Source organism: Comamonas testosteroni (assembly GCF_000761245.1).
Lineage (GTDB): Bacteria > Pseudomonadota > Gammaproteobacteria > Burkholderiales > Burkholderiaceae_C > Comamonas > Comamonas testosteroni_C.
In genome coordinates, this window is record NZ_AWOR01000037.1 from 16,702 (window position 1) to 40,874 (window position 24,173).

Consider the following 24,173-nt stretch of genomic DNA (forward strand, 5'->3'; position numbering starts at 1 on the left):
AGTTGGCTTGGGCACAACGGATAAAAGAGAGAGCGGAATGCAAGAGTTAAACGAAGTTGGTTTGAGCGTGGCGGGAATGACTTGCCCAAGTTGTACAAGGCACGTTGAGGACGCGCTGCTGGCGGTCCCCGGCGTAACGCGAGCGGCTGTCGATTATCCATCGAACAAGGCGCAAGTCACAGGCAATAGGCTTGACGTGTCCGCGCTCGTAGCAGCAGTGGGCGCCCTTGGTTACGGTGCTACGCCTACAGACGAATTTGAAAGCAAAGAGCGCAGTGTTGAACAGCCAGGACTCCTTGGCAAAGCCGCCCAGTGGCTGAGCGGCGAGCGCGCGGTGGAGAAACCGGCAGGTCAGCTGCATGTGGCGATCATCGGTACTGGCGGCGCCGCTGTGGCAGCAGCGCTGAAGGCAGCTGAAAACGGTGCCCGTGTCACCCTGATCGAGCGGGGAACTATCGGCGGCACCTGCGTCAACGTGGGCTGCGTCCCTTCTAAGATCATGATTCGGGCAGCGCATATCGCTCATCTGCGACGCGAAAGTCCTTTTGACGTGGGACTGTCGGCAACGCCCCCAGTTGTCCTGCGTGACCGTCTGCTGGCGCAACAGCAGGCCCGTGTGGACGAGCTGCGTCATGCTAAATATGAAAGCATCCTCGAAAGCAATCCGTCGATCAATCTGGTGCGAGGCAGCGCCCGATTCAAGGATGGCCAAACGCTTATCGTGGAAGCGGCAGAAGGTGACACTCGCGAAGTGGCCTTCGATCGCTGTCTCATTGCCACTGGTGCAAGCGCTGCCATCCCGCCGTTGCCTGGTCTTGCAGGAACGCCATATTGGACGTCCACCGAAGCCCTGGTTAGCGAAGCCATTCCTAAACGGCTGGCAGTAATTGGCGCCTCGGTCGTAGCACTGGAACTGGCACAAGCGTTTGCGCGCTTGGGCAGCGAGGTGACGGTCCTGGCCCGGCGCACCTTGTTTGCCAGTGACGACCCTGCCATTGGCGAGGCCGTGACTGCAGCTTTCCGTGCGGAAGGCATCACGGTGCTGACACAGACGCAGGCGAGTGCCGTGACCTATTGCGACCGCCAATTCATCCTGACGACCGCGCAGGGCGAGTTAAAGGTGGATCAATTGCTTGTTGCCACCGGCCGCACGCCAAATACCGCAAGCCTGAATCTCGAGCGCGCAGGTGTGACGTTTGACTCGCAACATCGCATCCTGATCGATCAAGGCATGCGCACGAGTGCTTCGAACATTTACGCAGCTGGCGACTGCACTGACCAGCCTCAGTACGTCTACGTTGCAGCCGCGGCTGGTACCCGGGCTGGCATTAATATGACCGGCGGCGACGTAAAGCTCGATCTCGACGCCATGCCGGCAGTCGTGTTCACCGATCCGCAAGTTGCCACGGTAGGCTACAGTGAAGCAGAGGCCCAGCGCATTGGTCTGCAAACCGAAAGCCGTACGCTCACGCTCGACAATGTGCCGCGTGCACTCGCCAACTTCGATACCCGCGGCTTTATCAAGCTTGTTGCTGAGGCAGGGTCCGGACGCATTCTCGGAGTCCAGGCTGTGACACCGGAAGCAGGCGAAATCATCCAGACTGCCGCGATTGCCATCCGGGCCCGCATGACCGTCCAGGATCTGGCTAACCAGCTTTTCCCTTACCTCACCATGGTTGAAGGTCTCAAACTGGTGGCACAGACTTTTTCGAAGGATGTGACACAGCTATCGTGCTGTGCCGGCTAAACCTTGGGCACCAAAACAGGGACAGAGGAGTTTTTATGTTTTGTGACATCAGACTTAAATTACGCCGTGTACGCGCGTGCTTGACGATCGTACTGGCAAGTACCGCAACGTTAGGCATGCCAAACCAAGCGTTGGCGGCTTATGATTTTTCTAAGCTCGGCGCCGCGATTGAAACATTGTCGCCAGAGACCGTCAGTGATTGGGAAAAGAAGGCCAGGGCTGGCGATGCCATGGCTCAGAACATCATGGGTCTTGCGTACAAATGCGGTATGGGCGTAAAGCAAAACCACGCGGCATCGATCCAGTGGTTCCGCAGGGCGGCCGAGCAGGGTGAAGCCGATGCACAGTTCAACCTCGGGCGCCTCTACGGAAGTGAAGTCGACGGTATGTATAAGAATGGGCGTGCGGCTCCTGCCAACGATGCAGAGGCTTTCAAGTGGTACCGCCTCGCTGCCGAGCAGGGACACACGCAGGCTCAAGTCAGGCTGGCCCAGCTGTTTGCAAAGGGTCTTACCGACATCGCGCCCGACCAGGTGCAGGCATACCAGTGGATGAGTCTGGCCGCAGCGTCGGGAGAACCGACAGCAGCAAAAGTCGTTGCAGACTATGCAGCTCAAATGAAGCCCGAACAGTTACAGCAAGCCCAGCTGCTGGCCGAGGAATGGCAACGCCGGCAAGGCACAAAGTAATTCGTCTTTGTTAAGCGCAGGACGTAACCGCCGAGTAAGGTTTATCCCGGTTGATCGCTGCCCGATATAACAGGTGGAAAATGGACAAGACTATTTATTCCAAAAAGATTGCCGAAAGCCTTTCATCTGGCAATCATCCTAAAGAGTTCGCAACGCTCTTTGTCGCGCTGCTCCGACAGCTAGCGATGGGGGGACCTGTATCACGCGAAAAGCTCGCCGGCGCACTCGGATGGTCTGGAGCGAGAGTTGCAACGGTACTTGAGCAGGCACCTGGTACGGAATATGACGACGAGGCCAATATCATTGGACTGGGGCTGACACTACGTGAAACCTCTCACGTTTTTGAGGTGGATGGCCGTCATTTGTACACATGGTGTGCGCTGGACACCTTGATGTTTCCCGCCTTGACCGGCAAGATTGCCCGTGTCACTTCCCGCTGCGCCGCCACCGGTAGGCCGATCACTCTCACCGTTGCACCAGAAGCAGTGCTTCATGTCGAACCGGCAGAAGCAATGGTTTCACTGCGAACTCCGGATACTTCGCCCGACATTCGTTGTTCGTTTTGCTGTCATGTGCATTTCTTTGCGTCTCCGTCTATTGCAAATTCGTGGGCTTCGACCCACCAAGGGATTGAGGTCGTGCCTGTCGAGAGTGCGTTCGACCTTGGTCATGATGTCGCGCTTAAGCTGCTAGAGGACTGCGAGGAAAGCCCAGTATGAATGCGTACTCGATATCGAAGCTGGCTGATGATGCTTGCGTCAGCGTGCATGTCGTGCGCGACTACATGATACGCGGCTTGTTGCACCCTGCTCGGCGAACCGAAAGTGGCTAGAACATTTTCGATGACAAAACACTCGGAAGGCTGCGGTTTCTCCGCGCAGCCTTCGAGTCCGGAATTGGGCTCGACGAACTGGCGCGACTTTGCAAAGCATTGGACGCAGACGATAGCGAAAGCCTGGACCGATGCGTCGAGCGCGTGCGATGGAAGATCGACGTGCGTCGAACAGTTTTGACTGTCGTCGAGGCCTCTTTGAATGAAATGGCGGCCGGTGCAGCTACTTGAGGTCCGGCCGGTAAAAGCGTTGGAATTAGCCACTTCGTATATAATATATTGATTAATATAGCTTTTTCGATGAATGTTTGACTAAAGCCTTTATCGCGACAGTGACTCCTGAAGCTGCTTAAACTGCCCCTGAATCACCGCTTTTTCCTGAAGAATCAACTTGTTCTCATCGGACAGAACTTCCGCTCTATTCTGAGAGGCTTTCAGATCCGTTTTGGTGACCTCTAATGCTTGGGATAGTACGGCCACCTGCTTATCGGCATCTGCTTTCTGGCTTGCGAGTGCGGCAATATTATCCGCCAATTGTTTGCTTTCATGCTTCCGCTCCCGGTTTTTTGCCGAGGCGTCGTTAAGTTGATGCTCCAAGTTCTGGATATCGGCCACTTGCCTATCCAAGGTGCTTTTGTGCATCGCATTGGCCTGTTCGAGCTCATGCGTTTGTCGTTGTAATTGCGCATTAGTGTCTATCAGCTCGGACGCTCTTGACTCGGCTTGGATGAGCCGGTTTTGCAGGTCTTGAATCTGGTCTTTCAGGCCCCGGTTAACCATCTGGAATTGCTCGCGCTCCTGCTGCCGGTCTTCGGCGGTGCGTTGCTGGTAGGGGGCACCTCAGAAAACGGAAAATAAAGCACGCTAAGCTGTGGAAGCCCCTGCCAAGCTCGTTCCACCTTGCAACGACGCAATCAGCGGACACGAAACATTCCCCTGCCGCGAATGGCAGGCGCACACCAGGTCAGACAGCACAGCCTCCATGCGCGCCAAATCGGCCATCTTCTCGCGCACGTCTTGGAGCTTGTGCTCGGCCAGGCTGCTGGCCTCCTCGCAGTGGGTGCCATCGTCGAGCCGCAGCAACTCGGCGATTTCATCCAGGCTGAAGCCCAACCGCTGGGCCGATTTCACGAATCGCACCCGTGTCACGTCCGCCGCGCCATAGCGGCGAATGCTGCCATAGGGCTTGTCCGGCTCGGGCAACAAGCCCTTGCGCTGATAGAACCGGATGGTCTCCACGTTGACGCCGGCTGCCTTGGCAAAAACGCCAATGGTCAGGTTCTCCAAATTATTTTCCATACCGCTTGACTCCGTACATGAGTACGGAAGTAAGGTTACGCTATCCAATTCAAATAGGAGATGGAACCATGAAGCTCGCCCCATATATTTTAGAACGTCTCACCCCGACCAACCGGCCCAAAGGTTTTGCGGAGTTCTTGGTCGCGCTACTGGGTGAACTTGCCAAGGGACGCCCGATTTCGCGAACTACGCTTGCCAGGACTCTTGGCTGGCCCGCTGAGCAAGTGGCGGCTGTGCTCGAACAAGCCACCAGTACCGAATACGACAACGATGGGAACATCATCGGCTATGTCCTCACCTTGCGCGAGACGTCGCATGTCTTGGAAATTGACAACCGCCGGCTGTATGCCTGGTGCGCGCTGGACACCCTGATGCTCCCGGCGTTAATCGGCCGTACAGCTCGCGTCTCGTCGCATTGCGCTGCAACTGGAGCACCCGTTTCGCTTACGGTTTCACCCAGCGAGATACAGGCTGTCGAACCTGCCGGCATGGCGGTGTCCTTGGTATTGCCGCAGGAAGCAGCCGACGTTCGTCAGTCCTTCTGTTGCCATGTACATTTCTTTGCATCTGTCCCGACGGCGGAAGACTGGGCCTCCAAGCATCAAGGATTGGAAGGATTGGCGATCGTCAGTGTCCACGAGGCTTTCGGCTTGGGCCAGGAGTTTAATCGACATCTGTTGCAGACCATGTCATCTAGGACACCGTGATCGGATATCGACCCAATGTTCTACGGCACCGGCATCGGATTCGCAGCGCGCGGATTGAACTCGGCGAAACGGTATATGCATTGCCGTGAACCGACCAAAAGGAGGTGTTCGATGAACGCCTACACGGTGTCCCGGCTGGCCCTTGATGCCGGGGTGAGCGTGCATATCGTGCGCGACTACCTGCTGCGCGGATTGCTGCGGCCAGTCGCCTGCACCACGGGTGGCTACGGCCTGTTCGATGACGCCGCCTTGCAGCGACTGTGCTTCGTGCGGGCCGCCTTCGAGGCGGGCATCGGCCTCGGCGCATTGGCGCGGCTGTGCCGGGCGCTGGATGCGGCGAACTGCGATGAAACTGCCGCGCAGCTTGCTGTGCTGCGTCAGTTCGTCGAACGCCGGCGCGAAGCGTTGGCCAATCTGGAAGTGCAGTTGGCCGCCATGCCGACCGCGCCGGCACAGCATGCGGAGAGTTTGCCATGAACAGCCCCGAGCGCATGCCGGCCGAGACGCACAAACCGTTCACCGGCTACCTGTGGGGCACGCTGGCCGTGCTGACTTGCCCCTGCCACCTGTCCATCCTCGCTGCCGTGCTGGCCGGCACAACCGCCGGTGCATTCCTTGTCGAGTATTGGGTCATCACGGCGCTCGGTTTGACCGGCCTGTTTCTTCTGTCACTGGCGCGGGCGTTGCGGGCATTCAGGGAAAGATCATGAGCGCTTCCCGGCCGGATGGATGGACTACGGCGGAGGGCCCAAGCGTTCGAGCGCGGGCAAGGCTTTCTGTTCGCAAAGCCGATGCCGGCGGCGGCATTCGCCGTCTTCGTCAGTCAATGGAGGGGTGCCACCATGAATGCAAATGATCCGACCGCCACCAGTTGCTGCGTGTGCTGCAAGGAAATTCCGCTCGATGCCGCCTTCACACCGGAAGGCGCGGAGTACGTCGAGCACTTCTGCGGGCTGGAGTGTTATCAACGTTTCCAGGCGCGGGCCAGCACTGCGACCGAAACGAGCGGCGAACCGAACGCTTGCGGTTCGCCGCCGTCAAATTGAGACAAACCACGCTTTCGCTACGTCGCCTCATGTCGGCATCAAATTCGGCTGAGTAGCTTCTCGCCATCTGGACGTAGCTCGCCCTTGGGTGAAATATGCCGATACAGGGTCTGCCGCGTGATGCCAAGTTCCTGGCACAGGTCGCCGACCTTGGTCTCTGACTGCCCCATTGCCGCCATCGCCAGCCGCAGCTTGGCGGCGGTCATCTTGAACGGCCGGCCGCCTTTCCGGCCGCGTGCCCGTGCTGAGGCCAGGCCCGCCACGGTGCGCTCGGCGATCAACTCGCGCTCGAACTCGGCCAGCGCGGCGAAGATACCGAAGACCAGCTTGCCGGCGGCGGTCGTGGTGTCAATGGCCGCGCCGTGCCCGGTCAGCACCTTGAGGCCGATGCCGCGTCCGGTCAGGTCATGGACGGTATTGATCAGATGGCGCAGGTCGCGCCCGAGCCGATCCAGTTTCCAAACGACCAACGTGTCGCCTGGCCGTAGTGCCTTCAGACAGCTCGCCAGACCGGGACGATCCTCGCGTTTTCCGGACGCTTGGTCTTCATAGAGATGCGCCGGATCAACACCGGCCGCGACCAGCGCATCGCGCTGCAAGTCCGTCGCCTGGGAGCCATCCGCCTTCGATACTCGCATGTAGCCAATCAGCATCTTGTACCTGTCACATATACGTTCGATTATGTGACAGTTTGCATCGGGAAGCTCTGCACGTCAAAATTTGTCACTTAACCCGTCATTCTGTCTAAGGCATGCAAAGGGTAGGCTAGGCTCATAATGTGACAGAAATTCCGGGGGGATGCCTTCCTTCGCGAAGGTGGCGCGCAACTGTTCCAAGGAAGCGGGGTCGCGCCGACCATAGGAAGCCAACGCGAACAGCGAGCGTGCCGTCTCGGGGTTGTGTCGTGCTTCAATGATGGCCTCATCAATGGCCTGGATTGCACGCTGCCAGTGATCGACGGGTTCGGGCTTCGGCGCTTTCGCCGGCAGGCCACTGGTGAACCCGGTTTGGGGCTCGGACCAGAATAGCTTTGCGTGCTCGCCTGGCGGGCTTATATCCCTCACCTCAATCAAGCTGATTGCCGTTGCCGCCGCCTCCAGCATCTGCAACCGTACTGCCGGGTTCAGGGTTTCATACGGTCGCCACAGACTTTGCCCAGCACGCAGCGGATGCCCGCAGCATTCCCAGATTTGGCGGAGATACCCCGCGTAGGTGCCGCACGTCGAAAGCGGGGTGTTCAGCTCATCGAGCAGCGTGCGTAGCAGCCTAAACCACAATCCGGCGTGGATGCGTCGGCGCGGCAACTCCACGTGGCCGGTCGTCAGTGCCTGCCAGGTACGCTGGTCCATCGCCGCAATCGCGTCGCTGGCAGTGCGCGGTTCGGCGTCGGCGTTCTCCCAGCCGAGAAACCGCCCTGGCACGCCCCAATAGGATTCCAGCCAGCAGCCATGCAGTGGGCAGCTCAGCATCAGGGGCAGCTTCCACGCGAGCAGTACGGCTTGGTTCTCCGGATCGTTCAGACAGAGCGGGCAGGCGCGATGTATCGGCTGGCTGGGCAGCCAGGCACGCCAGCTCGTGATGGATCGCGTCCTACGGCGGAGTTTCGGCAGCAGCACCGAGAGCTGGAACGCATAGGTTTCCAATGCATCTGGAATCTGATCATCAAGGCTGTCCAGTAGCCAAGGCACCCAGCCGGCGAAACTCATGCAACGCAGCCGGTCCGGCTCGATGCCGCTCCGCTGGGAGAGCATCGCCAGCAGCGCCAGTGGTGGCGCGGTGTCCAGGTCATCAACCTGGCCGTGACCAAGATCGTGCTCCAGCAGCTCGGACACCTCCATGTGATAGCAAAGGGCCACGCGGTTGAGCCACGAAGACAAGGCTTCGCCTTCCCTGGGAGCCGGATGCAGTGGCCAGTGTGGCGCTGGCTTCACATCAGTTCCCGCTCGAATTGCCGCCGCCGCTCGCTGGGACCGGTGTAATCGGCCATGCTGAGCGTGCGATGGTTGATCGCTTCCTCACCGCTCTCCACGGCAGCGACGGCCGCCGCCATCAACAGGTGCGCCAGCTCGCCGATGGTGCCCTCGCTGCGCGTGAGCAGGTAGCGGGCCATATCCAGCGTGGCAATCGACGAGGGTCGCCGCAGCGGGAGCGAAGCCGCGAAGCTGGCCAGCAGTGAGCAGCAATCGTCGTTGGCCTCCCACACCGGCAGCATCATCGGCTCGAAGCGGTTTTCCAACTGGTCGTCCGAGCGGATCGCCAAGTAGGCATCGCGTGTGCCGACCCCGACCAGCGGGATGCGCAGCTCGTTGCCGAGGAAACGCAGCAGGTTGAGGAATTCCCGGCGGTTGACGCTGTTGCCGGCCAGGACGTTGTGCAATTCGTCGATCACCAGCATGCGCACGCCGACCTTGCGTAGCAGTGCCAGCGCCAATTGCTCCATTTCCGGCAGCCGTGGGCGCGGGCGCAATGGCGCGCCCATCGCGGCAAGTAGCGCGACGTAGAAGCGGATTACCGACGGTTCGGATGGCATCTGCACGACCAGTACCGGAATGTGCTCCTGGTCGGCGTCGGAGCTGGCCGGGTGGGTGCGGCGGAATTTCTCGACGATCATCGACTTGCCGTTGTTGGTTGGACCGACCAACAGCAGGTTGGGCATGCGTTGTTTGTTCGGCCACGCATACAGGGCTTCCAGCCGATTCAGCGCCTCGACTGCTCGCGGATAGCCGATCCAGCGGTCAGCGCGAAGGCGATGGATGCGTTCGTCCGCCGGAAGACGGGCCAAGCCCTGGGCCACCGGCATCAGGTGGGACAAGTCGATGATGGGATATTCTTCCACGGCTACCACTCCTCAATCTGGTCGAACGGTTTGGCAGGTGGCTGGTTGTCTGCCTGCGGGTCAGCCATGTCCGCGTCCGGTGGTGGCGTGGTTTTGAAAAGAACTGCCGTTGCCTTGAGATGCTGGCGTCGATCCGCGTCGCGCCGCGCCTTGCGCGTAGCTTTCTGCGCGGTGGACACGATTTCGCGCATCTGGCCGATCATGCGAAACAGCGCCGACTCATCCACCTGTTCGCGCCCTTGCTGCCGCAATTTCGCCAGCGCCTGTCGTTGTTCCCAGAGGGTGACAGCCGGGTGCGACAAGGTGCGGTATGGAATTTCCAGATAGTGCTGCCCCTCCGGCTCCAGCACCCAAATGCGGCTGATGTCGCGCGGGTCGCGCCGGATCAGGAACGCAGGCAAGCGGTCGCGCCGAGCTATCCACGGCTTGAGCGCATCGGCGTAGTAATGGATGTGGTCGATGACGAAGCCGGTGCGGGTCAGCGTGCGGCGGATGATGGGCAGAAAATCGACCAGAAAAGCCGTGGTGCGAGTGATGACGGTTGGCACGCCGGTCCGCGCGATAGCTTCGGCCCAGCGCGCTGCCGGCGGCTGGAGCAGGCCGTTGTGCACGGAGCCGTGGTAGGTGCCGACCGCCAATGTGAGCCAGCGCTCCAGCTCACGCAGCGTCAGGGCGGCCTTGTTTTCGGAATCGTAGTCGCCGCGCTGGTCAGGGTTGGAGAAGGTCGTCCCTGGCAATTCGTCGTGGATCATCTGCATCGCCGTGCCGATGATCCGTTCCACGATGCCGCCGTAGTGCGGCTGCCCGAGCGGGCGATAGTCAAGCCGGATGCCATGCTGCTCGCAGCCTCGGCGTAGCGCTTCGCTCTTGAACTCGGCCGCGTTGTCCAGGTAGAGCAGCCTGGGCTTGCCGCTCATCGGCCACTCCATTTCTATGTTCAGACCCTCCAGCCAGGGACGCTTGTCGCAGGCGACATGCACAAGGCACAGGCCGACCGAAACAGATGACGGCGCTTCCAGCGTGACGACCATGCCGAGCACGCAGCGGGTAAACACGTCGATGGCGATGGTCAGATACGGACGGCCAATCGGTTGCCGGTCGCGCTCGTCCACCACGATCAGGTCGATGACCGTGTGATCAATCTGCACTTGTTCCAGTGGCGCGGTCACGGCGGGAGGCTCACCACCGACACCTTGCAGGCTGCGGGACGCATCCTGACCTTCCCGGCGGCGAGTGGCCTTGAGCGGATCGAGGCCGGCGATCCGCAGAGCCACGGTGTTGCGCGCCGGCGCCCGCAGCTTTTGCGCTTTGCAAGCCTGCGCGACCTCGCGGTGGAACGCTGCCAGGCTACGCTTCTGCTTGGTCAGGAAGCGCTTTTGCAGCAACTCGCGGATGATGCGCTCAACTGATTCCGGCAAGCGTCCCTTGCCTTTTCCGCCGCCGGATCGGCTGCGAGCCAGGTCCGTCACAAGCCCAGCACCTTGCCGGGCACGGCGGATTAGGACATACACCTGCCGCCTGGACAGGCCAAGCGCGTGAGCAGCGGCATCGGCGGCTTCATGCCCGACCACATCAAGCGCTGCCAGCGGCCCGATGATTTCCGCCCGTTGCCGGGCCTGCGCCCAAGCCGCATCGGGCAGGGTGGCCACGCCTTGCTCGGCAATCAATGATGTGTCTGACGCCATGCTCACACCTCGCTTTGGTGCACACGAGTATTGAGCATAGTCGAGATTGGTGCAGATGACTTCTGATATTGCGTTGTCAGGAGTCGCCTGCACATCTGGCGTTACGCCCCGTCAATTGGTGCAGTCGTCTTCTGAAAATGACACCTCCATTGTGATTGCGCAAATGACCGTTTTTGCAATCTACTCAAGACTTTATTTTGTAGATCTTATCTCATTATTGTAGTAACATCTACGAAATGAATTTGCTTTCGCTTATCCTTTCCTTGCCTACTGAAAACGCGACCGTCCGGCAACGGACGTGGCGTGCCCTCAAAGCCTCCGGCGCTGCGGTGCTGCGCGACGGCGTGTACCTGATGCCCGACCGCGACGAATGCCGCGCGGTGCTGGATAACTTGGCCTCCGATGTGCGTGAAGGCGGTGGGGTCGCTCATGTGCTGCGTATGGAAGACCCTGAAGGGGTCAACTTCGTCGCATTATTCGACCGCAGCAACGATTTTGCTGCCTTGCTAGTCGATGTCCATCATCTCAGGCAGACGCTGACATTGGATACCGTGCAAGACGTGCTGCGGCAGGTGCGTAAGCTTCGCAAATCCTTTACTACGCTGGTTGAAATCGACTTCTACCCCGGCGAGGCTCAGCGTCAAGCGGACAGTGCGTTGTGTGAACTGGAACAAGCTTGCGCCCGCACGCTGTCGCCGGACGAGCCGCACGCTGTAGAGGGGACTATTACCCGCTTGGATCGTTTGGATTACCAGGCCCGTACCTGGGCCACTCGCGCACGTCCTTGGGTTGATCGGCTCGCCAGCGCATGGCTGATCCGGCGCTTCATCGACCCGCAGGCGCGCATCCTTTGGTTGGCAACCCCTGCGGACTGCCCGCCGGATGCGTTGGGCTTCGACTTCGATGGCGCGACGTTCAGCCATGTCGGCAGCCGTGTCACGTTCGAGGTCCTGGCGGCGAGCTTTGGGCTGGAACAGCCCGCCATCACAAGGATTGGCCTTGTGGTGCATTACCTCGACGTGGGCGGCATCCAGCCGCCAGAGGCCACTGGTATCGAAAGCGTACTGGCCGGTTTGCGGGAAACGGTTGACCACGACGATCAACTATTGGCCATCGCCTCCACTGTGTTCGATGGCTTACTGGCCAGCTTTGAAAAAGGGACCCTCACCGTATGACTCAAACCGTCGTAACCAAGGAGGCTGTGGCAGTGCCTCCCTCCCCACAAGTTGTCAGCTTTTGGCAAGCGTTTCGCCTGTGGTTAAAGATCGGGTTCATAGGCTTCGGCGGCCCCGCCGGACAGATCGCGATCATGCACCGCGAATTGGTCGAACAGCGGCGCTGGATCAGCGAGCGTCGCTTTCTGCATGCGCTCAACTTCTGCATGCTGCTTCCGGGCCCGGAGGGGCAGCAACTCGCCACATACATGGGCTGGCTAATGCACCGAACTTGGGGAGGCATAGTTGCAGGTGTCCTGTTTGTGCTGCCTTCGCTCTTCTTTCTGATCGCGCTGTCGTGGATTTACATTGCGTTCGGTGACACGCCGCTGGTTTCCGGCCTGTTCTACGGCATCAAACCTGCCATCACCGCGGTTGTCGTGCAGGCCGTGCATCGGATCGGCTCGCGTGCTCTCAAGAACGGCCTGATGTGGGCGATTGCCGCTGGGGCATTCGTCGCCATCTTCGCGATGAATGTGCCGTTTCCGGCCATCGTCGCCGGGGCCGCGCTGATAGGGTATATCGGCGGTCGCGTTACCCCGGACAAATTCAGGGCCGGCGGCGCGCATCGTGCGGCCGATAAATCCTATGGCCCCGCGCTGATCGATGACAACACCCCCATACCGTCGCACGCCCTGTTCCGCTGGTCTGGCTCGCTGCGGGTTGCCGCGATGGGTTGCCTGTTGTGGCTGATCCCCATGGCATTCCTTCTCGGCACCTATGGCTGGGACCACACCCTGACCCAGATGGGCTGGTTCTTTACGAAAGCCGCATTACTGACCTTTGGGGGGGCCTATGCAGTATTGCCGTACATCTATCAGGGTGCGGTCGGCCATTACAGTTGGCTCACCCCCACGCAGATGGTCGATGGGTTGGCGCTCGGCGAGGCCAATCCGGGGCCGCTCATTATGGTGGTGGCCTTCGTCGGCTTTGTGGGGGCCTATGTACAGGCACTATTCGGCCCCGATATGTTGTTCGTTGCCGGTGCGGTCGCAGCCGCGCTGGTGACCTGGTTCACTTTCCTGCCGTCCTTCATTTTCATCCTCGCCGGAGGGCCGTTCGTAGAGTCGACGCGCGGAGATCTCCGGTTTACCGCGCCGCTGACTGCGATAACGGCAGCGGTGGTCGGTGTGATCCTGAACCTGGCCGTGTTTTTCGCCTATCACGTGCTCTGGCCCAAAGGCCTCGCCGGGCACTTCGACTGGGTGTCGGCACTGATCACCATCGGTGCGGCAGTGGCCTTGTTCCGCTTCAAGCGAAACGTGATTCACGTCATCGCGGCATGTGCGGTGCTGGGCCTGATATTGAAGACCTTGATCTTGTGAGGTGACACCATGTCCTTCGACATTAAACCGCTGCCTTTCCCCGCAAGTACCCTAAATGGTCTGTCCGAAAAGCTGATCGCCAGCCATCACGAAAACAACTATTCCGGGGCCGTCAAACGCCTGAACGCCATCCACACCAAGCTCGGCACCCTTGACTTCACGCAGGAAGCCGGCTTCCTGCTGAACGGTCTCAAACGCGAAGAACTGATCGCCTACAACTCGATGCTGCTGCATGAGATCTACTTCGACTCGCTGGGCGGCAACGGCGTGTTGCCCGTAGGCCCGCTGTGCGAGGCGATCGAGCGCGACTTTGGCAGCGTCGAGCGCTGGCAGGCCGAATTCTCGGCGATGGGCAAGGCGCTCGGCGGCGGTTCCGGCTGGGTGCTGCTGGTCCAATCAGCGCGCGACGGCAAGTTGAGCAACCAGTGGGCCGCCGATCACTGCCACACCTTGGCTGGCGCTTTGCCAATCCTGGCGCTTGATATGTATGAACACGCGTATCACATCGACTATGGCGCCAAGGCCGGTGCCTATGTAGATGCATTCATGGCCAACATCGACTGGCAACGAGCGGCTATTCGCTGGGCTAGTCACCAACCCTCAGGAGGACTCTCATGAAATGGATTACCCGCGAACGCCCGAAGATCGATCGCATTGCCTGCCCGTGGATGGTGACGCGGTTCATCGACACGGATGCCGAGTTCCTCTACGTCCCGGCAGGCGACGTGCTGCGCATCGCTCAGGAGACCGGCGCGGTCCCGTATGACATTCCTGGAGTGGAACTTTCCCATGACGGTGAGCTTTGCAGCTTCGATGCCTTCCTGGCCAAGTACGCGATGGATGACCCTGCCCTCAAACAGCTCGCCGTGATTGTTCGCGGTGCCGATACATCCCGACTTGACCTGACGCCGCAGTCGACAGGGTTGTACGCGCTATCTCTTGGCTTGTCGCAGAACTTCAGCGACGACCATGAAATGCTCAAGCACGGCATGGTGATGTACGACGCGTTCTATGCATGGTGCAAGCACTGCCAGAGTGAGACGCATAACTGGCCGCCGAAGATGTAACCAAGCGAATTCGAGAGGGAGTCGCCGGACATGCCGCGCCGTTCGATCCTGTCCGCCGCCGAGCGCGAGAGCCTGCTGGCGTTGCCGGACACCATGGAGGACTTGATCCGCTACTACACGTTCAGCGAATCCGACCTCTCGATCATCCGGCAACGGCGCGGTCCAGCCAACCTCCTGGGCTTCGCCGTGCAGCTCTGCTACATGCGCTATCCCGGCATGATGCTCGCGGTAGATACGGAGCCGTTTCCGCCGTTGCTGCGTCTGGTAGCCACGCAACTGAAGGTGCCACCCGAAGCCTGGGCGGACTACGGCCAGCGCGCCGAGACGCGCCGCGAGCACCTGCTGGAACTGCAATCGATCTTTGGTTTCCAGGCCTTCGCAACGCGGCACTATCGCCCCAGCGTGCACAGCCTGGATGAACTGGCTTGGCAGACCGACAAAGGCATCGTGTTGGCGACGGAGTTGATCGAAGGGCTGCGACAAAAGAGCGTGCTGCTCCCGTCACCGGGCGTCATTGAACGCATCTGCGCCGAGGCCATTACTCGCGCCAACCGGCGCATCTACGAAGCGCTGTCCGAGCCGCTGACAGACCCCCACCGGCATCGCCTCGATGATCTGCTCAAGCGCCGCGAGTTCGGCAAGACGACCTGGCTGGCCTGGCTGCGCCAGTCGCCCGTCAAGCCGAACTCGCGCCACATGCTCGAACACATCGAGCGCCTGAAAGCCTGGCAAGCGCTCGACCTGCCTACTGGCATCGAACGGCTGCTTCACCAGAACCGGCTGCTCAAGATCGCCCGCGAGGGTGGCCAGATGACGCCCGCTGATCTGGCCAAGTTCGAGCCGCAACGGCGCTACGCCACCCTCGTCGCGCTGGCCATCGAGGGTATGGCCACCGTCATCGACGAAATCATCGACCTGCACGACCGCATTCTGGGCAAGCTGTTCAACGCCGCCAAACACAAGCATCAGCAACAGTTCCAGGCGTCCGGCAAAGCGATCAACGCCAAGGTGCGACTGTACGGACGCATCGGCCAGGCGCTGATCGACGCCAAGCAGTCGGGCGGCAACCCGTTCGCCGCCATCGAGGCCGTCATGTCCTGGGATGCCTTCGCCCAGAGCGTCACCGAGGCGCAGAAGCTCGCGCAGCCCGATGACTTCGATTTCCTGCACCGCATCGGCGAGAGCTACGCTACCTTGCGCCGCTACGCGCCGGAATTCCTGGCCGTGCTCAAGCTGCGGGCCGCGCCCGCCGCCAAGGGCGTGCTCGACGCCGTCGACGTACTGCGCGGCATGAACACTGACAACGTCCGCAAGGTGCCCACTGATGCCCCGACCGACTTCATCAAGCCTCGTTGGCAGAAGCTGGTGATGACCGACGCCGGCATCGACCGGCGCTACTATGAACTGTGCGCGCTGTCGGAACTCAAGAACTCGCTGCGCTCGGGCGACATCTGGGTGCAGGGCTCGCGTCAGTTCAAGGATTTCGAGGATTACCTGGTGCCGCACGAGAAGTTCGCCAGCCTCAAGCAGGGCAGCGAATTGCCGCTGGACGTGGCCACCGACTGCGACCAGTACCTGTACGAGCGGCTGACACTGCTAGAAGCGCAGCTTGCCACCGTCAACCGCATGGCGGCGGCCAACGACTTGCCGGATGCCATCATCACCGAGTCGGGCCTGAAGATCACGCCGCTGGACGCGGCGGTGCCCGACACCGCGCAGGCGCTGATCGACCAGACAGCAATGATCCTGCCGCACGTCAAGATCACCGAACTACTGCTCGAAGTCGATGAGTGGACGGGCTTCACCCGGTACTTCACGCACTTGAAATCCGGCGACCTGGCCAAGGACAAGAACCTGCTGCTGACCACGATCCTGGCCGATGCGATCAACCTGGGCTTGAGCAAGATGGCCGAGTCCTGCCCCGGCACGACCTACGCCAAGCTGGCCTGGCTGCAAGCCTGGCACATCCGCGACGAGACCTATTCAACGGCGCTGGCAGAACTGGTCAACACCCAGTTCCGGCATCCCTTCGCCTGTCACTGGGGCGACGGCACCACGTCATCGTCGGACGGTCAGAACTTCCGAACAGGCAGCAAGGCCAAAAGCACCGGCCATATCAACCCGAAGTATGGCAGCAGCCCAGGACGGACTTTCTACACCCACATCTCTGACCAGTACGCGCCGTTCCACGCCAAGGTGGTCAACGTCGGCGTGCGCGACTCGACCTACGTGCTCGACGGCCTCCTTTACCACGAATCCGACCTGCGGATCGAGGAGCACTACACCGACACGGCGGGCTTTACCGATCACGTCTTCGCGCTCATGCACCTGCTGGGCTTCCGCTTCGCGCCGCGCATCCGCGACCTGGGCGACACTAAGCTCTACCTCCCCAAGGGCGATACCGCCTATGAGGCGCTCAAGCCGATGGTCGGCGGCACGCTCAACATCAAGCATGTCCGTGCCCATTGGGATGAAATCCTGCGGCTGGCTACCTCGATCAAACATGGCACGGTGACGGCCTCACTAATGCTGCGCAAGCTCGGCAGCTATCCACGCCAGAACGGCCTGGCCGTCGCCCTGCGTGAGCTGGGACGCATCGAGCGCACGCTGTTCATCCTCGACTGGCTGCAAAGCGTGGAGCTGCGCCGCCGTGTCCACGCCGGACTCAACAAGGGGGAAGCGCGGAACGCGTTGGCCCGCGCCGTGTTCTTCAACCGGCTGGGTGAAATTCGCGACCGCAGTTTCGAGCAGCAGCGCTACCGGGCCAGCGGCCTAAACTTGGTGACGGCGGCTGTCGTGTTATGGAACACGGTCTACCTGGAGCGCGCAGCGCATGCGCTGCGTGGAAACGGTCTCGGCGTCGATGATGCGCTGTTGCAGTACCTGTCGCCGCTGGGCTGGGAGCACATCAACCTGACCGGCGATTACCTCTGGCGCAGCAGCGCCAAGATCGGAGCTGGCAAATTCAGGCCCCTACGACCGCTGCAGCCGCCTTAGCGTACTTTGCGGTCCGTTTTCTGAGACGACCCCGCCCTGGCTATCGTTCATGCGCGGATCAGTGTGCATTTCTCAGCCAGCTGGGCTTTGATCTTTCCCACCTTGGAGTGGGGCACTATCCAGCCTTCGTAGCTCGGGTTGCGCTTACCGTCCCACCGGCACACATCAAATACGATCTGCTCAAGTGGTCCATTGCTGGGGCTGGACACCGCCATGTCGCCACTGGGCAATGCGGTTGTGACAATCTCTCCATGCACACCATTCAGTCGATAAATGCTCATTTGGCTGTGGCCCTTTCTAAGCTGTCATGGAGCATTTTCACTCCTGCCCCGATGTTCCATGCATACAGGATGGCGCCCAGTCCAACCAGCAATGTGAGCAACCACGGCCAGATGCCGAATGCTGTCACCACAGTATCAAAGGGCAGTTCTGTCTTGCTCGCTTCTATGCAAGAGTGCAACCCAAAGCTTCCTGCCAGGAACAATGTGAGGCCCAAAATCAACTCAATGGGTGCGTATCGCACTACCCAAAGAATCGCCCACTTCTTCTTCAACATACTTCCTCTTTTTCTATCTCTTAGGTTTTCGCATGCGAAACAGTTAGCGCGTCAGATGCATTTTGTAACAAGTTGGCATCGTGACATAACTCACCTGTCCTAACCTGACAACTTGACTCCCGCGCCTCAGTTGCTAACGGTGTGCTTTGCTCCGGCGATATCCGTTCGCTTGAACATCAGGCGGACACCGCAGGAATTGCTGGCGCAGCACGCCTATGCCAAGGACTTTCAAGACCATCAGCCGCGCACCCGGATTCAGGCCGGAGATAGCGCCCGAGGCGTAAAGACCTATCATCAGGACATCAACGGCGGCGCTAAAGCCCAGGGCCGCGCAAACCAAGCTGGAGCTGCGAGTCCGTCGCTCAAGACAGATCACAATGCACAGGTAGAACAGCACCAGATTGATGAGCATGTGTGGCCAGTCCGCGCCACCGGACAAGTACAGCCTGCTCCAGCCAGCAACAAAGAACACCAGACTGAAGGAACTCACAGTCGCTATCGAGTCGGCCAAAAGCGCGAACATTGGCCGCAAGGTGATGAGCCTGCACAGATGCCACGCCATAGCGCAGACCCACAATCCCAGTAGTCGAACCATCTACTTTGTTGCTCCGTTGCAATCTACGCATGCTATGCCGCGCTTCACGTCCGTCACGCTGTCGAAGCTCAGCCAGCCTGTAGAGATGCCGCAGCGCCGACATGACATGACTGCGATGTACTGACCAGACTCGCTGGTTCCAGCGTCCGACACATGCATCAGCACGCGGCGAGACGCGCGCTTGGCCTTGGCTTTTTCCACTGGCAAGGGGACGCTCTCTGGGAACAGATCTCCGGTCATTTCATCCTTTGTCATCCCCTGCCCTTCCCAAAAAAAAGGCCCATGAAACTGGGCCAAGCCTCAAAGTGATTTCAGGTATTGGCTGACACGCCAGACAGCCTGTAAATCGTCTTTAGGTTCTTGCGCATGTATTGCTCAAGAGCAAACACAAAACCGGACAGCAGTGCCATCAGCCCACATACAGCCAGAACCAAATTCGCCCATAGGTTGAGTCTGCTCTTGGCCTCAGCTTCCTGCTGCTCATGATTGAAGGAGCGAAGACTTCGGCTCATACCCCATGCCTTGTTCTCCATCATGGCTAGCACGTCTGCGGAGTACTGCAGTTCGGGCGTTGCATTCGATGCCCTTTCCAGTGCCAAATCCAGGTTGGCACGGTAGGCATCCCAGTTGATCTCAGAATCCTTCTGTTTCAGCTGTGCCTGCGCAACAAGATATGGCCCGAACTCTTGGGCATCAGCAGATGCATTGCCTATCAACTCGGTGACGCGTGCAGGCAGGCCGAAGCTGATGGCCTCCTCGATCTGCTTTTGTCTTGCATCGCTCTTGGACTGGCGGTGCTCTGCTCGCTCGGAGCTTGATGAAAACAAGCTGCTTTCGAGTCCATCGTGTTGAGGAGCAATCCCTTCGATGACATTCTGGAAAACAAAGGATGCGGGGATCAGCATCAACCCCATGAACACACGAGCGAATTGACCAAATATCAATCCGCTAATGGCCAGAGCTGTCGCGGACAATACTCCAACGACTTTGACTAGGTTGCTCAGGGTGACAAAGGTGGAAAAAGAGTTCATTCCGGTTCGAATCCCATCCACCGCCCCGCTAGTCTCTGCGGGTCCGCTCGCCTCCAAGGCTTTGGCCAGTGCCTTCGGAATATCGGGACTGCCGATGCTCCGCAGTGGCTCATGCCCCATTCCCAACCAAGCCAGGACAGCTGCAACTGCTGCCGCTACGAAGACAACAATGGCCGCCATTTGCCAAACGCGCTTGAGGCGATTCGCACGTTGGAACAATGTGCCCGATACCTCTTCAATCCAGCTCGTTTCAAGCACGGTCTTCTCAACCCCTTTAGCGCCCCAATTTTTGGTACGTGTCTCGCTCATGATTTAGGCTCCTGTGGCTGCGCTTGCGCGAGAGATGCCCAGATTCTGGCTATTGGTCGAAATTTGCTTTTTCATCTGCGCACACATGTGCTCAATCTGCATACTCGACTGCTCGCGTTCCCTCTTGCCTTCCAGCTGGATCTGGCTCACATCGTTTGCGGTCTTCACCAACATGTCCTGCACGTACTGCAGAGTCTTGACATCGATAGGCAAGCGCTGATTTGACTTAGCCGTGGCCACCGCGTTCTTGTGCAGCAAATCAGCACCGCGTGTGAGCATGCTGTTCGTGAAATCATCGATGGCCACAGTCAGCTCTGCGGCATTTTTCGATTCATTCAGGCCCATGGCCAGCACAAACTGCCGCTTCCAGATTGGGATCGTCAGCGTAGTGATGGTGTTGAACTTGTCCACCAGGACGAAGTTCGTGGACTGGATCACACGGATCTGGGGGAGCATCTGCAGGGACGATTGCTGAAGCGCTTCGAGGTTGCCGATACGCAGCCCCAGGTTGCTCGCAAAAGCCTGCATATCGGACAACTCCTGCAGCTCCGCAGGATTGCTCGCAATTTGCTGGCGCTGCTCGATCAGCTGATGCACGCGCGCCAATGCAACGCGGCCAGCTACGATGTGCACGCTCAGCTCGTAATACTCTTTGCGAACGTTGTCGAACATCACTTCCAGCGTTTCATTGCGTTTGCTCAGCCCCGCCACGGTCGTTTGAACTTCGGTGATCACCTTGTCGATCTGCTCCTTGGATGTTTCGAACTGGTTCTGCAGGCGCATTCCGCGCATCTTCAGCTTGTCGATCCATGGCCCAATCACCGGGAGGTTAGAGCGCCGTCCTGTCAGTACGTTCATGTTGGTTTTCTGGGCAATGCCGACGACTTCAACCAGCTGGTCGCCCATTTGCCCCACTTCACCGTTCCGAACCTGGCTCAACAGTTCGTCGGCATATGCCGTAGTCTGTTCACCCGCTCGCTTTCCGAAGGTGTTGACCGTTCCCGGATTCATCGGATCGATGTCTTGCACCAGCTGCGCGATGTGCTCCAGATCGCCATTACCCAGACCCATGACCTTCAGTTGCTTGTCGCTCAGCTGATGGACTTCAACGGGATATGTAGATGTCGGTGTCTTTGTCGCAATCGTGTTCATGATTCTTTTCCCTGTTACTGAGTGACCGAAATGGACTTGAGGTTGTCTGCGAAGCTCTTGCGCAGGTTTTCATGGGCTTGGATAGCCATGGCCAGCTGCTCGCCCGTAACGTGGTTTTGCACGCCCAGGCCCAGCATGTTCTGACGCCACAGCGGCACCAGCACCTGAGCGGTTTCGTCAAACCGATCCAGCACATCGATCAACTGGTACTTGAGCAGTTGGAGCTGCTGGCCTGTTTGTGCGTGGGAAACCTGCATGGCTTGAAGGTTGATCAACCGGCGAGAAAAGCGCTCTCGGCTCGTTTCCAGGTCAAATGCCAATGCACCACCCTGGCTATCTGGCGTTTGAGCCAGATATTTCTGACCCGCTTCAATGTGGTTGCTGATGATTTGGGCCTCGGCTCCATAGGTAGAGCACAGAGACTCAATCACATCGATGACATCGCGCACCAGCGCGGCTTCCTTGGTCGCTGCATTGAGCAGTTGATCCATGTTGATCTTGGCCACCTCAAAGCGCACACGCTTTGTCTGGGCCAGCCCAGTGAATCTCGACCACTTAGACGGCTTCTCCGAGATGGCTTTCGGGTCTGCATCTTCTAAACACATCACCACTCCGCGAATGCTTCGTGCAAGTCCAGCAGAGGGATTGCTCCCCAGTAGCTTGTCCAGCTTGACATCGATCTCAGGATCTCGGACGAGCTTGCCAAAGTCACCGATACCCAGTGGGTTACGGAACAACTCTGGTATTTGCTCTGAAGTGATGACCTCGATGGAATCCATCATTAATCGGCCCTCTCAATTTGTATTGTTCAAACAGAATGAAGGGCAACTTCAAATGTTGCCCGACTAAAACTACCAGCACTTCAAAAAATGCAAGCTGCTGCGCAAAGCATATTTGGAAGCACTCATAGCCTCGAACGGGCAATTGCCCAGGAAGGGCCAAATCAGCGACGGAGCACCTGTAACTTTTGGTATCATCGTCAATCGATTTTGAACACCATTAGTAATTCTTAATCGATATTCAACTGATACCAAACTAAGGCATCCATGAAATTCAAAAATAAACTTGTCACTCTTGCAGTGATTGCTTTCCTGCAAGGATGTGGAGGGGGAGATTCATCTGCTTCATCTGGGAAACCGGAAGAACCTGAAAAGCCTTTGACCGTTGCCCAAAAGATTGCTGCATTGGAAGAATCAGGCCAACTGCCAAAATTGAATCGAGACGATACATTGACGGGTATTGATTCTGACAGCAATGGTGTCCGCGACGATATCGACGCCTATATTTCTCAAGTATTCCCTGCAGAAATACGTCAAGCGGCCACCAAAGCCGCTCAAGTTGAGCAGTCTATGCTCACTGTGGATGTGAACGATAAAGATGCTGTGCGCGACATCAACAACGCATACACCCGTGCCAATGGATGCATTTTCGAAACAGCAAGAAATAAGGACCTTGAAATAAAGCCTTACTTCGTCAGCAAGCAGATATCGGCCATTACTGCTAATACCAAAAAACGACTCCTAGCGATGGTGGATTTCAGCCATGCTTCAAACGGGATGGTGTTTACAGGCCAACTTAACGGTAACTGCGATGAATAAGAATATTTTCCAAAAAGCAATTTCGGTTGTCCTGGCAAGCGCTATCGCGCTCTCTTCCACAGCAGGCCTAGCCGCAACTGGCCTTCCAGCGCCCGCCCAGTGCCAGACGCTTGATGGCTACACCATTGGCTATTTCAACGGTGTTCTCAACACCCGCCAAGATGCTGAGCGCTCTGCGGCTTTGCTACGCGCGCAACAGTATGAGAAGCGTTTTGCGGTCCCTACGGGCGAAACCTTGATCGTGCAAAACTACTTCAACGACTCCAAGGGCTGGCGAGACTTCATCGAAGTCTTTGAACAGCGCGTTCTGCAGCAGGACGAAAACCTGTCTGGTCGTTGGGAGTTGTTTCAGCAAGCCATTAGTGGCGATCTTAATAAGCCTGGTGATAGCTGGTTCGATAAGCTTGGTACAGTCTTCAACGGCTTCACCGACTGGATTAATTCCTATCAGGATTACTTAATTACTCAAGTCCCTTCAGCTATTGCTGCACGGTTTGGCATCGCAAACCTTGCTTCATTGATTATTGGTGATGAAACCGAAGCAATCTGGCAAACCGAGGTCGAACACCGCCAACGACTCGAAACCACGATCAATGAGGGTCGAAAACTGGTAATGGTCGCCCATTCCCAGGGAAATTTATTCGTTCACGAGGCATATAAAAATGCCCTCAAACTGACCACTTCTAACTTTGTCAAAGTGGTTCATATTGCCTCTGCGTCACCCTTCACGCATGGCCCACATGTTGTGGCTGACAAAGATCTGGTGATTAAGGGCCTGAACCTATTTTTTACCAATCCACCAGTTTATACGGTCATCCCAGGGTTGCTTGAGCGTCTAAATCCTGGCCCAACTGACTGGAAAGGCCATTCACTTGAAATGATATATTTGAATGAGTTGATTCCCACAAAGCCGCTGATTGACGGACATATCATTAACGCACTCAGCTCTATCCAAGCTCCTCCTAAAGTTGCGCAACCAGGTCTGTTTACTGTGACTCTGGACTGGGATGGTCCTGGTGATGTCGATCTGCACACCTACGAGCCGAACGGCAACAAGGTGTACTTCAGCAACAAAATCGGCTCCAGTGGTCGCCTTGATGTGGACAACATCTCTGGCTATGGCCCTGAGCACTTCTATGCCTCCTGCGACACCAACAGAATCATGGATGGAGACTACAACATCGGTGTGGCCAACTACAGCAGAGCCGATGGGCGTCGAGCCAACATTCAAGTAGCTACTCCCGATGGAGGCGTTATCGCCACCGAGTCTGTGACGCTGGGAACTGCCACTGGCACACAGACCTACCTCATGCCCATACGTATCAATGTCAAACGTGACCAGACCACTGGTGCGGTAAAGGTAAAGAAGGTCGGTTGAGAATCGCTTAGATCCTGAGCGTATCCATAACCCAAGGGCACTATTTATTAGTGCCCTTTTCTTTGGGCTTGCATTTTTCTCCATTCAAGTATTCTTTTCTGAGGAAACAC

Annotated in this window: 24 protein-coding genes and 2 pseudogenes; 15 read left to right on the plus strand and 11 right to left on the minus strand. The window is 58.3% G+C overall.

Features of this window, described 5'->3' with window-relative positions; all coding sequences use genetic code 11:
• Window positions 1-37: 37 nt before the first annotated feature.
• The 4 genes and pseudogenes from merA (at window position 38) to merD (P353_RS27940) (ending at window position 3,499) form a co-directional block, all read left to right on the plus strand.
• Window positions 38-1,747, plus strand: a complete 1,710-nt coding sequence (gene merA, locus P353_RS07615) for a mercury(II) reductase (protein ID WP_011405608.1) — start codon at window positions 38-40, stop codon at window positions 1,745-1,747.
• A 35-nt stretch (window positions 1,748-1,782) separates the two neighbouring features.
• Entirely contained in the window at window positions 1,783-2,436 is a 654-nt protein-coding gene (gene merG / locus P353_RS07620) for a phenylmercury resistance protein MerG (protein ID WP_011405609.1), read from the plus strand.
• 80 nt (window positions 2,437-2,516) lie between these two features.
• Window positions 2,517-3,155 carry an organomercurial lyase MerB gene (gene merB / locus P353_RS07625; protein WP_011405610.1) on the plus strand — a complete coding sequence of 213 codons (639 nt, stop codon included), beginning with the start codon at window positions 2,517-2,519 and terminating at the stop codon, window positions 3,153-3,155.
• A pseudogene (merD, locus tag P353_RS27940) lies at window positions 3,152-3,499 on the plus strand (mercuric resistance transcriptional repressor MerD). Before merB (P353_RS07625) ends, merD (P353_RS27940) begins: the two are co-directional and overlap by 4 nt.
• 90 nt (window positions 3,500-3,589) lie before the next feature.
• Here the strand turns inward: merD (P353_RS27940) and P353_RS29495 are convergent.
• Together P353_RS29495 and P353_RS07635 are read right to left on the minus strand one after the other, a co-directional pair.
• On the minus strand, window positions 3,590-4,048 hold the full coding sequence (locus P353_RS29495) for a hypothetical protein (RefSeq protein WP_011405611.1): 459 nt from the start codon (window positions 4,046-4,048) through the stop codon (window positions 3,590-3,592).
• An 84-nt stretch (window positions 4,049-4,132) separates the two neighbouring features.
• Entirely contained in the window at window positions 4,133-4,567 is a 435-nt protein-coding gene (locus P353_RS07635; protein ID WP_010981353.1) for a mercury resistance transcriptional regulator MerR, read from the minus strand.
• A gap of 68 nt (window positions 4,568-4,635) precedes the next feature.
• Here P353_RS07635 and merB (P353_RS07640) point away from each other — a divergent pair, with 68 nt between their 5' ends.
• From merB (P353_RS07640) to P353_RS29500, 4 genes and pseudogenes are all read left to right on the plus strand, one after another.
• Entirely contained in the window at window positions 4,636-5,274 is a 639-nt protein-coding gene (gene merB, locus P353_RS07640) for an organomercurial lyase MerB (protein WP_011405612.1), read from the plus strand.
• A gap of 111 nt (window positions 5,275-5,385) precedes the next feature.
• Window positions 5,386-5,751 carry a mercury resistance co-regulator MerD gene (gene merD, locus P353_RS07645; RefSeq protein ID WP_000995361.1) on the plus strand — a complete coding sequence of 122 codons (366 nt, stop codon included), beginning with the start codon at window positions 5,386-5,388 and terminating at the stop codon, window positions 5,749-5,751.
• A complete protein-coding gene (merE, locus tag P353_RS07650) occupies window positions 5,748-5,984 on the plus strand; it encodes a broad-spectrum mercury transporter MerE (RefSeq protein WP_005413392.1) in 237 nt (78 codons plus the stop codon). Before merD (P353_RS07645) ends, merE begins: the two co-directional genes overlap by 4 nt.
• 48 nt (window positions 5,985-6,032) lie before the next feature.
• Window positions 6,033-6,320, plus strand: a pseudogene (locus tag P353_RS29500) (DUF3330 domain-containing protein); the annotation flags it as partial.
• A gap of 38 nt (window positions 6,321-6,358) precedes the next feature.
• Here the strand turns inward: P353_RS29500 and P353_RS07660 are convergent.
• Genes P353_RS07660 through P353_RS07675 form a run of 4 tightly spaced genes read right to left on the minus strand, consistent with a single transcriptional unit; the run spans window position 6,359 to window position 10,841 of the window.
• Entirely contained in the window at window positions 6,359-6,973 is a 615-nt protein-coding gene (locus P353_RS07660) for a recombinase family protein (RefSeq protein ID WP_010981357.1), read from the minus strand.
• Between the two features lie 60 nt (window positions 6,974-7,033).
• Entirely contained in the window at window positions 7,034-8,251 is a 1,218-nt protein-coding gene (locus tag P353_RS07665) for a TniQ family protein (protein ID WP_011405615.1), read from the minus strand.
• Window positions 8,248-9,156, minus strand: a complete 909-nt coding sequence (locus tag P353_RS07670) for a TniB family NTP-binding protein (RefSeq protein WP_000393453.1) — start codon at window positions 9,154-9,156, stop codon at window positions 8,248-8,250. Before P353_RS07670 ends, P353_RS07665 begins: the two co-directional genes overlap by 4 nt.
• Window positions 9,157-9,158: 2 nt before the next feature.
• The gene (locus P353_RS07675; protein WP_010791757.1) at window positions 9,159-10,841 is read right to left on the minus strand and encodes a Mu transposase C-terminal domain-containing protein; all 1,683 of its coding nucleotides are present in this window, start codon (window positions 10,839-10,841) and stop codon (window positions 9,159-9,161) included.
• Between the two features lie 236 nt (window positions 10,842-11,077).
• On the opposite strand from P353_RS07675, the gene P353_RS07680 reads away from it, so the two are divergent.
• The 5 genes from P353_RS07680 to P353_RS07700 are packed head-to-tail and all read left to right on the plus strand — an operon-like array spanning window position 11,078 to window position 17,444.
• Window positions 11,078-12,016, plus strand: coding sequence for a chromate resistance protein ChrB domain-containing protein (locus P353_RS07680; protein ID WP_034367493.1), 939 nt, complete (start codon window positions 11,078-11,080; stop codon window positions 12,014-12,016).
• A complete protein-coding gene (gene chrA, locus P353_RS07685) occupies window positions 12,013-13,380 on the plus strand; it encodes a chromate efflux transporter (RefSeq protein WP_034367497.1) in 1,368 nt (455 codons plus the stop codon). The genes P353_RS07680 and chrA overlap by 4 nt, the downstream gene beginning before the upstream one ends.
• Window positions 13,381-13,389: 9 nt before the next feature.
• The gene (locus P353_RS07690) at window positions 13,390-13,998 is read left to right on the plus strand and encodes a superoxide dismutase (protein WP_034367502.1); all 609 of its coding nucleotides are present in this window, start codon (window positions 13,390-13,392) and stop codon (window positions 13,996-13,998) included.
• Window positions 13,995-14,447: a chromate resistance protein ChrB domain-containing protein gene (locus P353_RS07695; protein WP_034367505.1), complete on the plus strand. Its 453-nt coding sequence runs from the start codon at window positions 13,995-13,997 to the stop codon at window positions 14,445-14,447. Before P353_RS07690 ends, P353_RS07695 begins: the two co-directional genes overlap by 4 nt.
• A 30-nt stretch (window positions 14,448-14,477) precedes the next feature.
• A complete protein-coding gene (locus P353_RS07700) occupies window positions 14,478-17,444 on the plus strand; it encodes a Tn3 family transposase (RefSeq protein ID WP_034367509.1) in 2,967 nt (988 codons plus the stop codon).
• 277 nt (window positions 17,445-17,721) lie between these two features.
• Here the strand turns inward: P353_RS07700 and P353_RS07710 are convergent, their stop codons facing one another.
• From P353_RS07710 to P353_RS07735, 5 genes are all read right to left on the minus strand, one after another.
• A complete protein-coding gene (locus tag P353_RS07710; protein WP_034367512.1) occupies window positions 17,722-18,000 on the minus strand; it encodes a hypothetical protein in 279 nt (92 codons plus the stop codon).
• A 133-nt stretch (window positions 18,001-18,133) separates the two neighbouring features.
• Window positions 18,134-18,595: a hypothetical protein gene (locus tag P353_RS07715; RefSeq protein WP_034367514.1), complete on the minus strand. Its 462-nt coding sequence runs from the start codon at window positions 18,593-18,595 to the stop codon at window positions 18,134-18,136.
• Window positions 18,596-18,906: 311 nt separating this feature from the next.
• Window positions 18,907-19,935 (minus strand): hypothetical protein, encoded by a 1,029-nt coding sequence (locus tag P353_RS07725; RefSeq protein ID WP_034367520.1) that lies wholly within the window; start codon window positions 19,933-19,935, stop codon window positions 18,907-18,909.
• Between the two features lie 3 nt (window positions 19,936-19,938).
• Entirely contained in the window at window positions 19,939-21,087 is a 1,149-nt protein-coding gene (locus P353_RS07730; protein ID WP_080750473.1) for a toxic anion resistance protein, read from the minus strand.
• A gap of 14 nt (window positions 21,088-21,101) precedes the next feature.
• Window positions 21,102-21,869, minus strand: a complete 768-nt coding sequence (locus tag P353_RS07735) for a hypothetical protein (protein ID WP_034367522.1) — start codon at window positions 21,867-21,869, stop codon at window positions 21,102-21,104.
• A gap of 264 nt (window positions 21,870-22,133) precedes the next feature.
• On the opposite strand from P353_RS07735, the gene P353_RS07740 reads away from it, so the two are divergent.
• Together P353_RS07740 and P353_RS28720 are read left to right on the plus strand one after the other, a co-directional pair.
• Entirely contained in the window at window positions 22,134-22,685 is a 552-nt protein-coding gene (locus tag P353_RS07740) for a hypothetical protein (RefSeq protein WP_157839538.1), read from the plus strand.
• Window positions 22,678-24,063, plus strand: coding sequence for a YfaP family protein (locus P353_RS28720; RefSeq protein WP_052084772.1), 1,386 nt, complete (start codon window positions 22,678-22,680; stop codon window positions 24,061-24,063). Before P353_RS07740 ends, P353_RS28720 begins: the two co-directional genes overlap by 8 nt.
• Window positions 24,064-24,173: the final 110 nt, after the last annotated feature.

Excerpts from the sequence above, each read along its gene's own strand:
- P353_RS07730 (WP_080750473.1), bottom strand. The coding sequence starts at position 21,087 with ATGAACACGATTGCGACAAAGACACCGACATCTACATATCCCGTTGAA.
- merE (WP_005413392.1), top strand. The coding sequence starts at position 5,748 with ATGAACAGCCCCGAGCGCATGCCGGCCGAGACGCACAAACCGTTCACC.
- P353_RS07675 (WP_010791757.1), bottom strand. The coding sequence starts at position 10,841 with ATGGCGTCAGACACATCATTGATTGCCGAGCAAGGCGTGGCCACCCTG.
- P353_RS07690 (WP_034367502.1), top strand. The coding sequence starts at position 13,390 with ATGTCCTTCGACATTAAACCGCTGCCTTTCCCCGCAAGTACCCTAAAT.
- merG (WP_011405609.1), top strand. The coding sequence starts at position 1,783 with ATGTTTTGTGACATCAGACTTAAATTACGCCGTGTACGCGCGTGCTTG.
- P353_RS07725 (WP_034367520.1), bottom strand. The coding sequence starts at position 19,935 with ATGAGCGAGACACGTACCAAAAATTGGGGCGCTAAAGGGGTTGAGAAG.
- P353_RS07715 (WP_034367514.1), bottom strand. The coding sequence starts at position 18,595 with ATGGTTCGACTACTGGGATTGTGGGTCTGCGCTATGGCGTGGCATCTG.
- P353_RS07695 (WP_034367505.1), top strand. The coding sequence starts at position 13,995 with ATGAAATGGATTACCCGCGAACGCCCGAAGATCGATCGCATTGCCTGC.
- merD (WP_000995361.1), top strand. The coding sequence starts at position 5,386 with ATGAACGCCTACACGGTGTCCCGGCTGGCCCTTGATGCCGGGGTGAGC.
- P353_RS07700 (WP_034367509.1), top strand. The coding sequence starts at position 14,478 with ATGCCGCGCCGTTCGATCCTGTCCGCCGCCGAGCGCGAGAGCCTGCTG.
- P353_RS07735 (WP_034367522.1), bottom strand. The coding sequence starts at position 21,869 with ATGATGGATTCCATCGAGGTCATCACTTCAGAGCAAATACCAGAGTTG.
- chrA (WP_034367497.1), top strand. The coding sequence starts at position 12,013 with ATGACTCAAACCGTCGTAACCAAGGAGGCTGTGGCAGTGCCTCCCTCC.
- P353_RS29495 (WP_011405611.1), bottom strand. The coding sequence starts at position 4,048 with ATGGTTAACCGGGGCCTGAAAGACCAGATTCAAGACCTGCAAAACCGG.
- P353_RS07740 (WP_157839538.1), top strand. The coding sequence starts at position 22,134 with ATGAAATTCAAAAATAAACTTGTCACTCTTGCAGTGATTGCTTTCCTG.
- merB (WP_011405612.1), top strand. The coding sequence starts at position 4,636 with ATGAAGCTCGCCCCATATATTTTAGAACGTCTCACCCCGACCAACCGG.
- P353_RS07710 (WP_034367512.1), bottom strand. The coding sequence starts at position 18,000 with ATGTTGAAGAAGAAGTGGGCGATTCTTTGGGTAGTGCGATACGCACCC.
- merA (WP_011405608.1), top strand. The coding sequence starts at position 38 with ATGCAAGAGTTAAACGAAGTTGGTTTGAGCGTGGCGGGAATGACTTGC.
- P353_RS07680 (WP_034367493.1), top strand. The coding sequence starts at position 11,078 with ATGAATTTGCTTTCGCTTATCCTTTCCTTGCCTACTGAAAACGCGACC.
- merB (WP_011405610.1), top strand. The coding sequence starts at position 2,517 with ATGGACAAGACTATTTATTCCAAAAAGATTGCCGAAAGCCTTTCATCT.
- P353_RS07635 (WP_010981353.1), bottom strand. The coding sequence starts at position 4,567 with ATGGAAAATAATTTGGAGAACCTGACCATTGGCGTTTTTGCCAAGGCA.
- P353_RS28720 (WP_052084772.1), top strand. The coding sequence starts at position 22,678 with ATGAATAAGAATATTTTCCAAAAAGCAATTTCGGTTGTCCTGGCAAGC.
- P353_RS07660 (WP_010981357.1), bottom strand. The coding sequence starts at position 6,973 with ATGCTGATTGGCTACATGCGAGTATCGAAGGCGGATGGCTCCCAGGCG.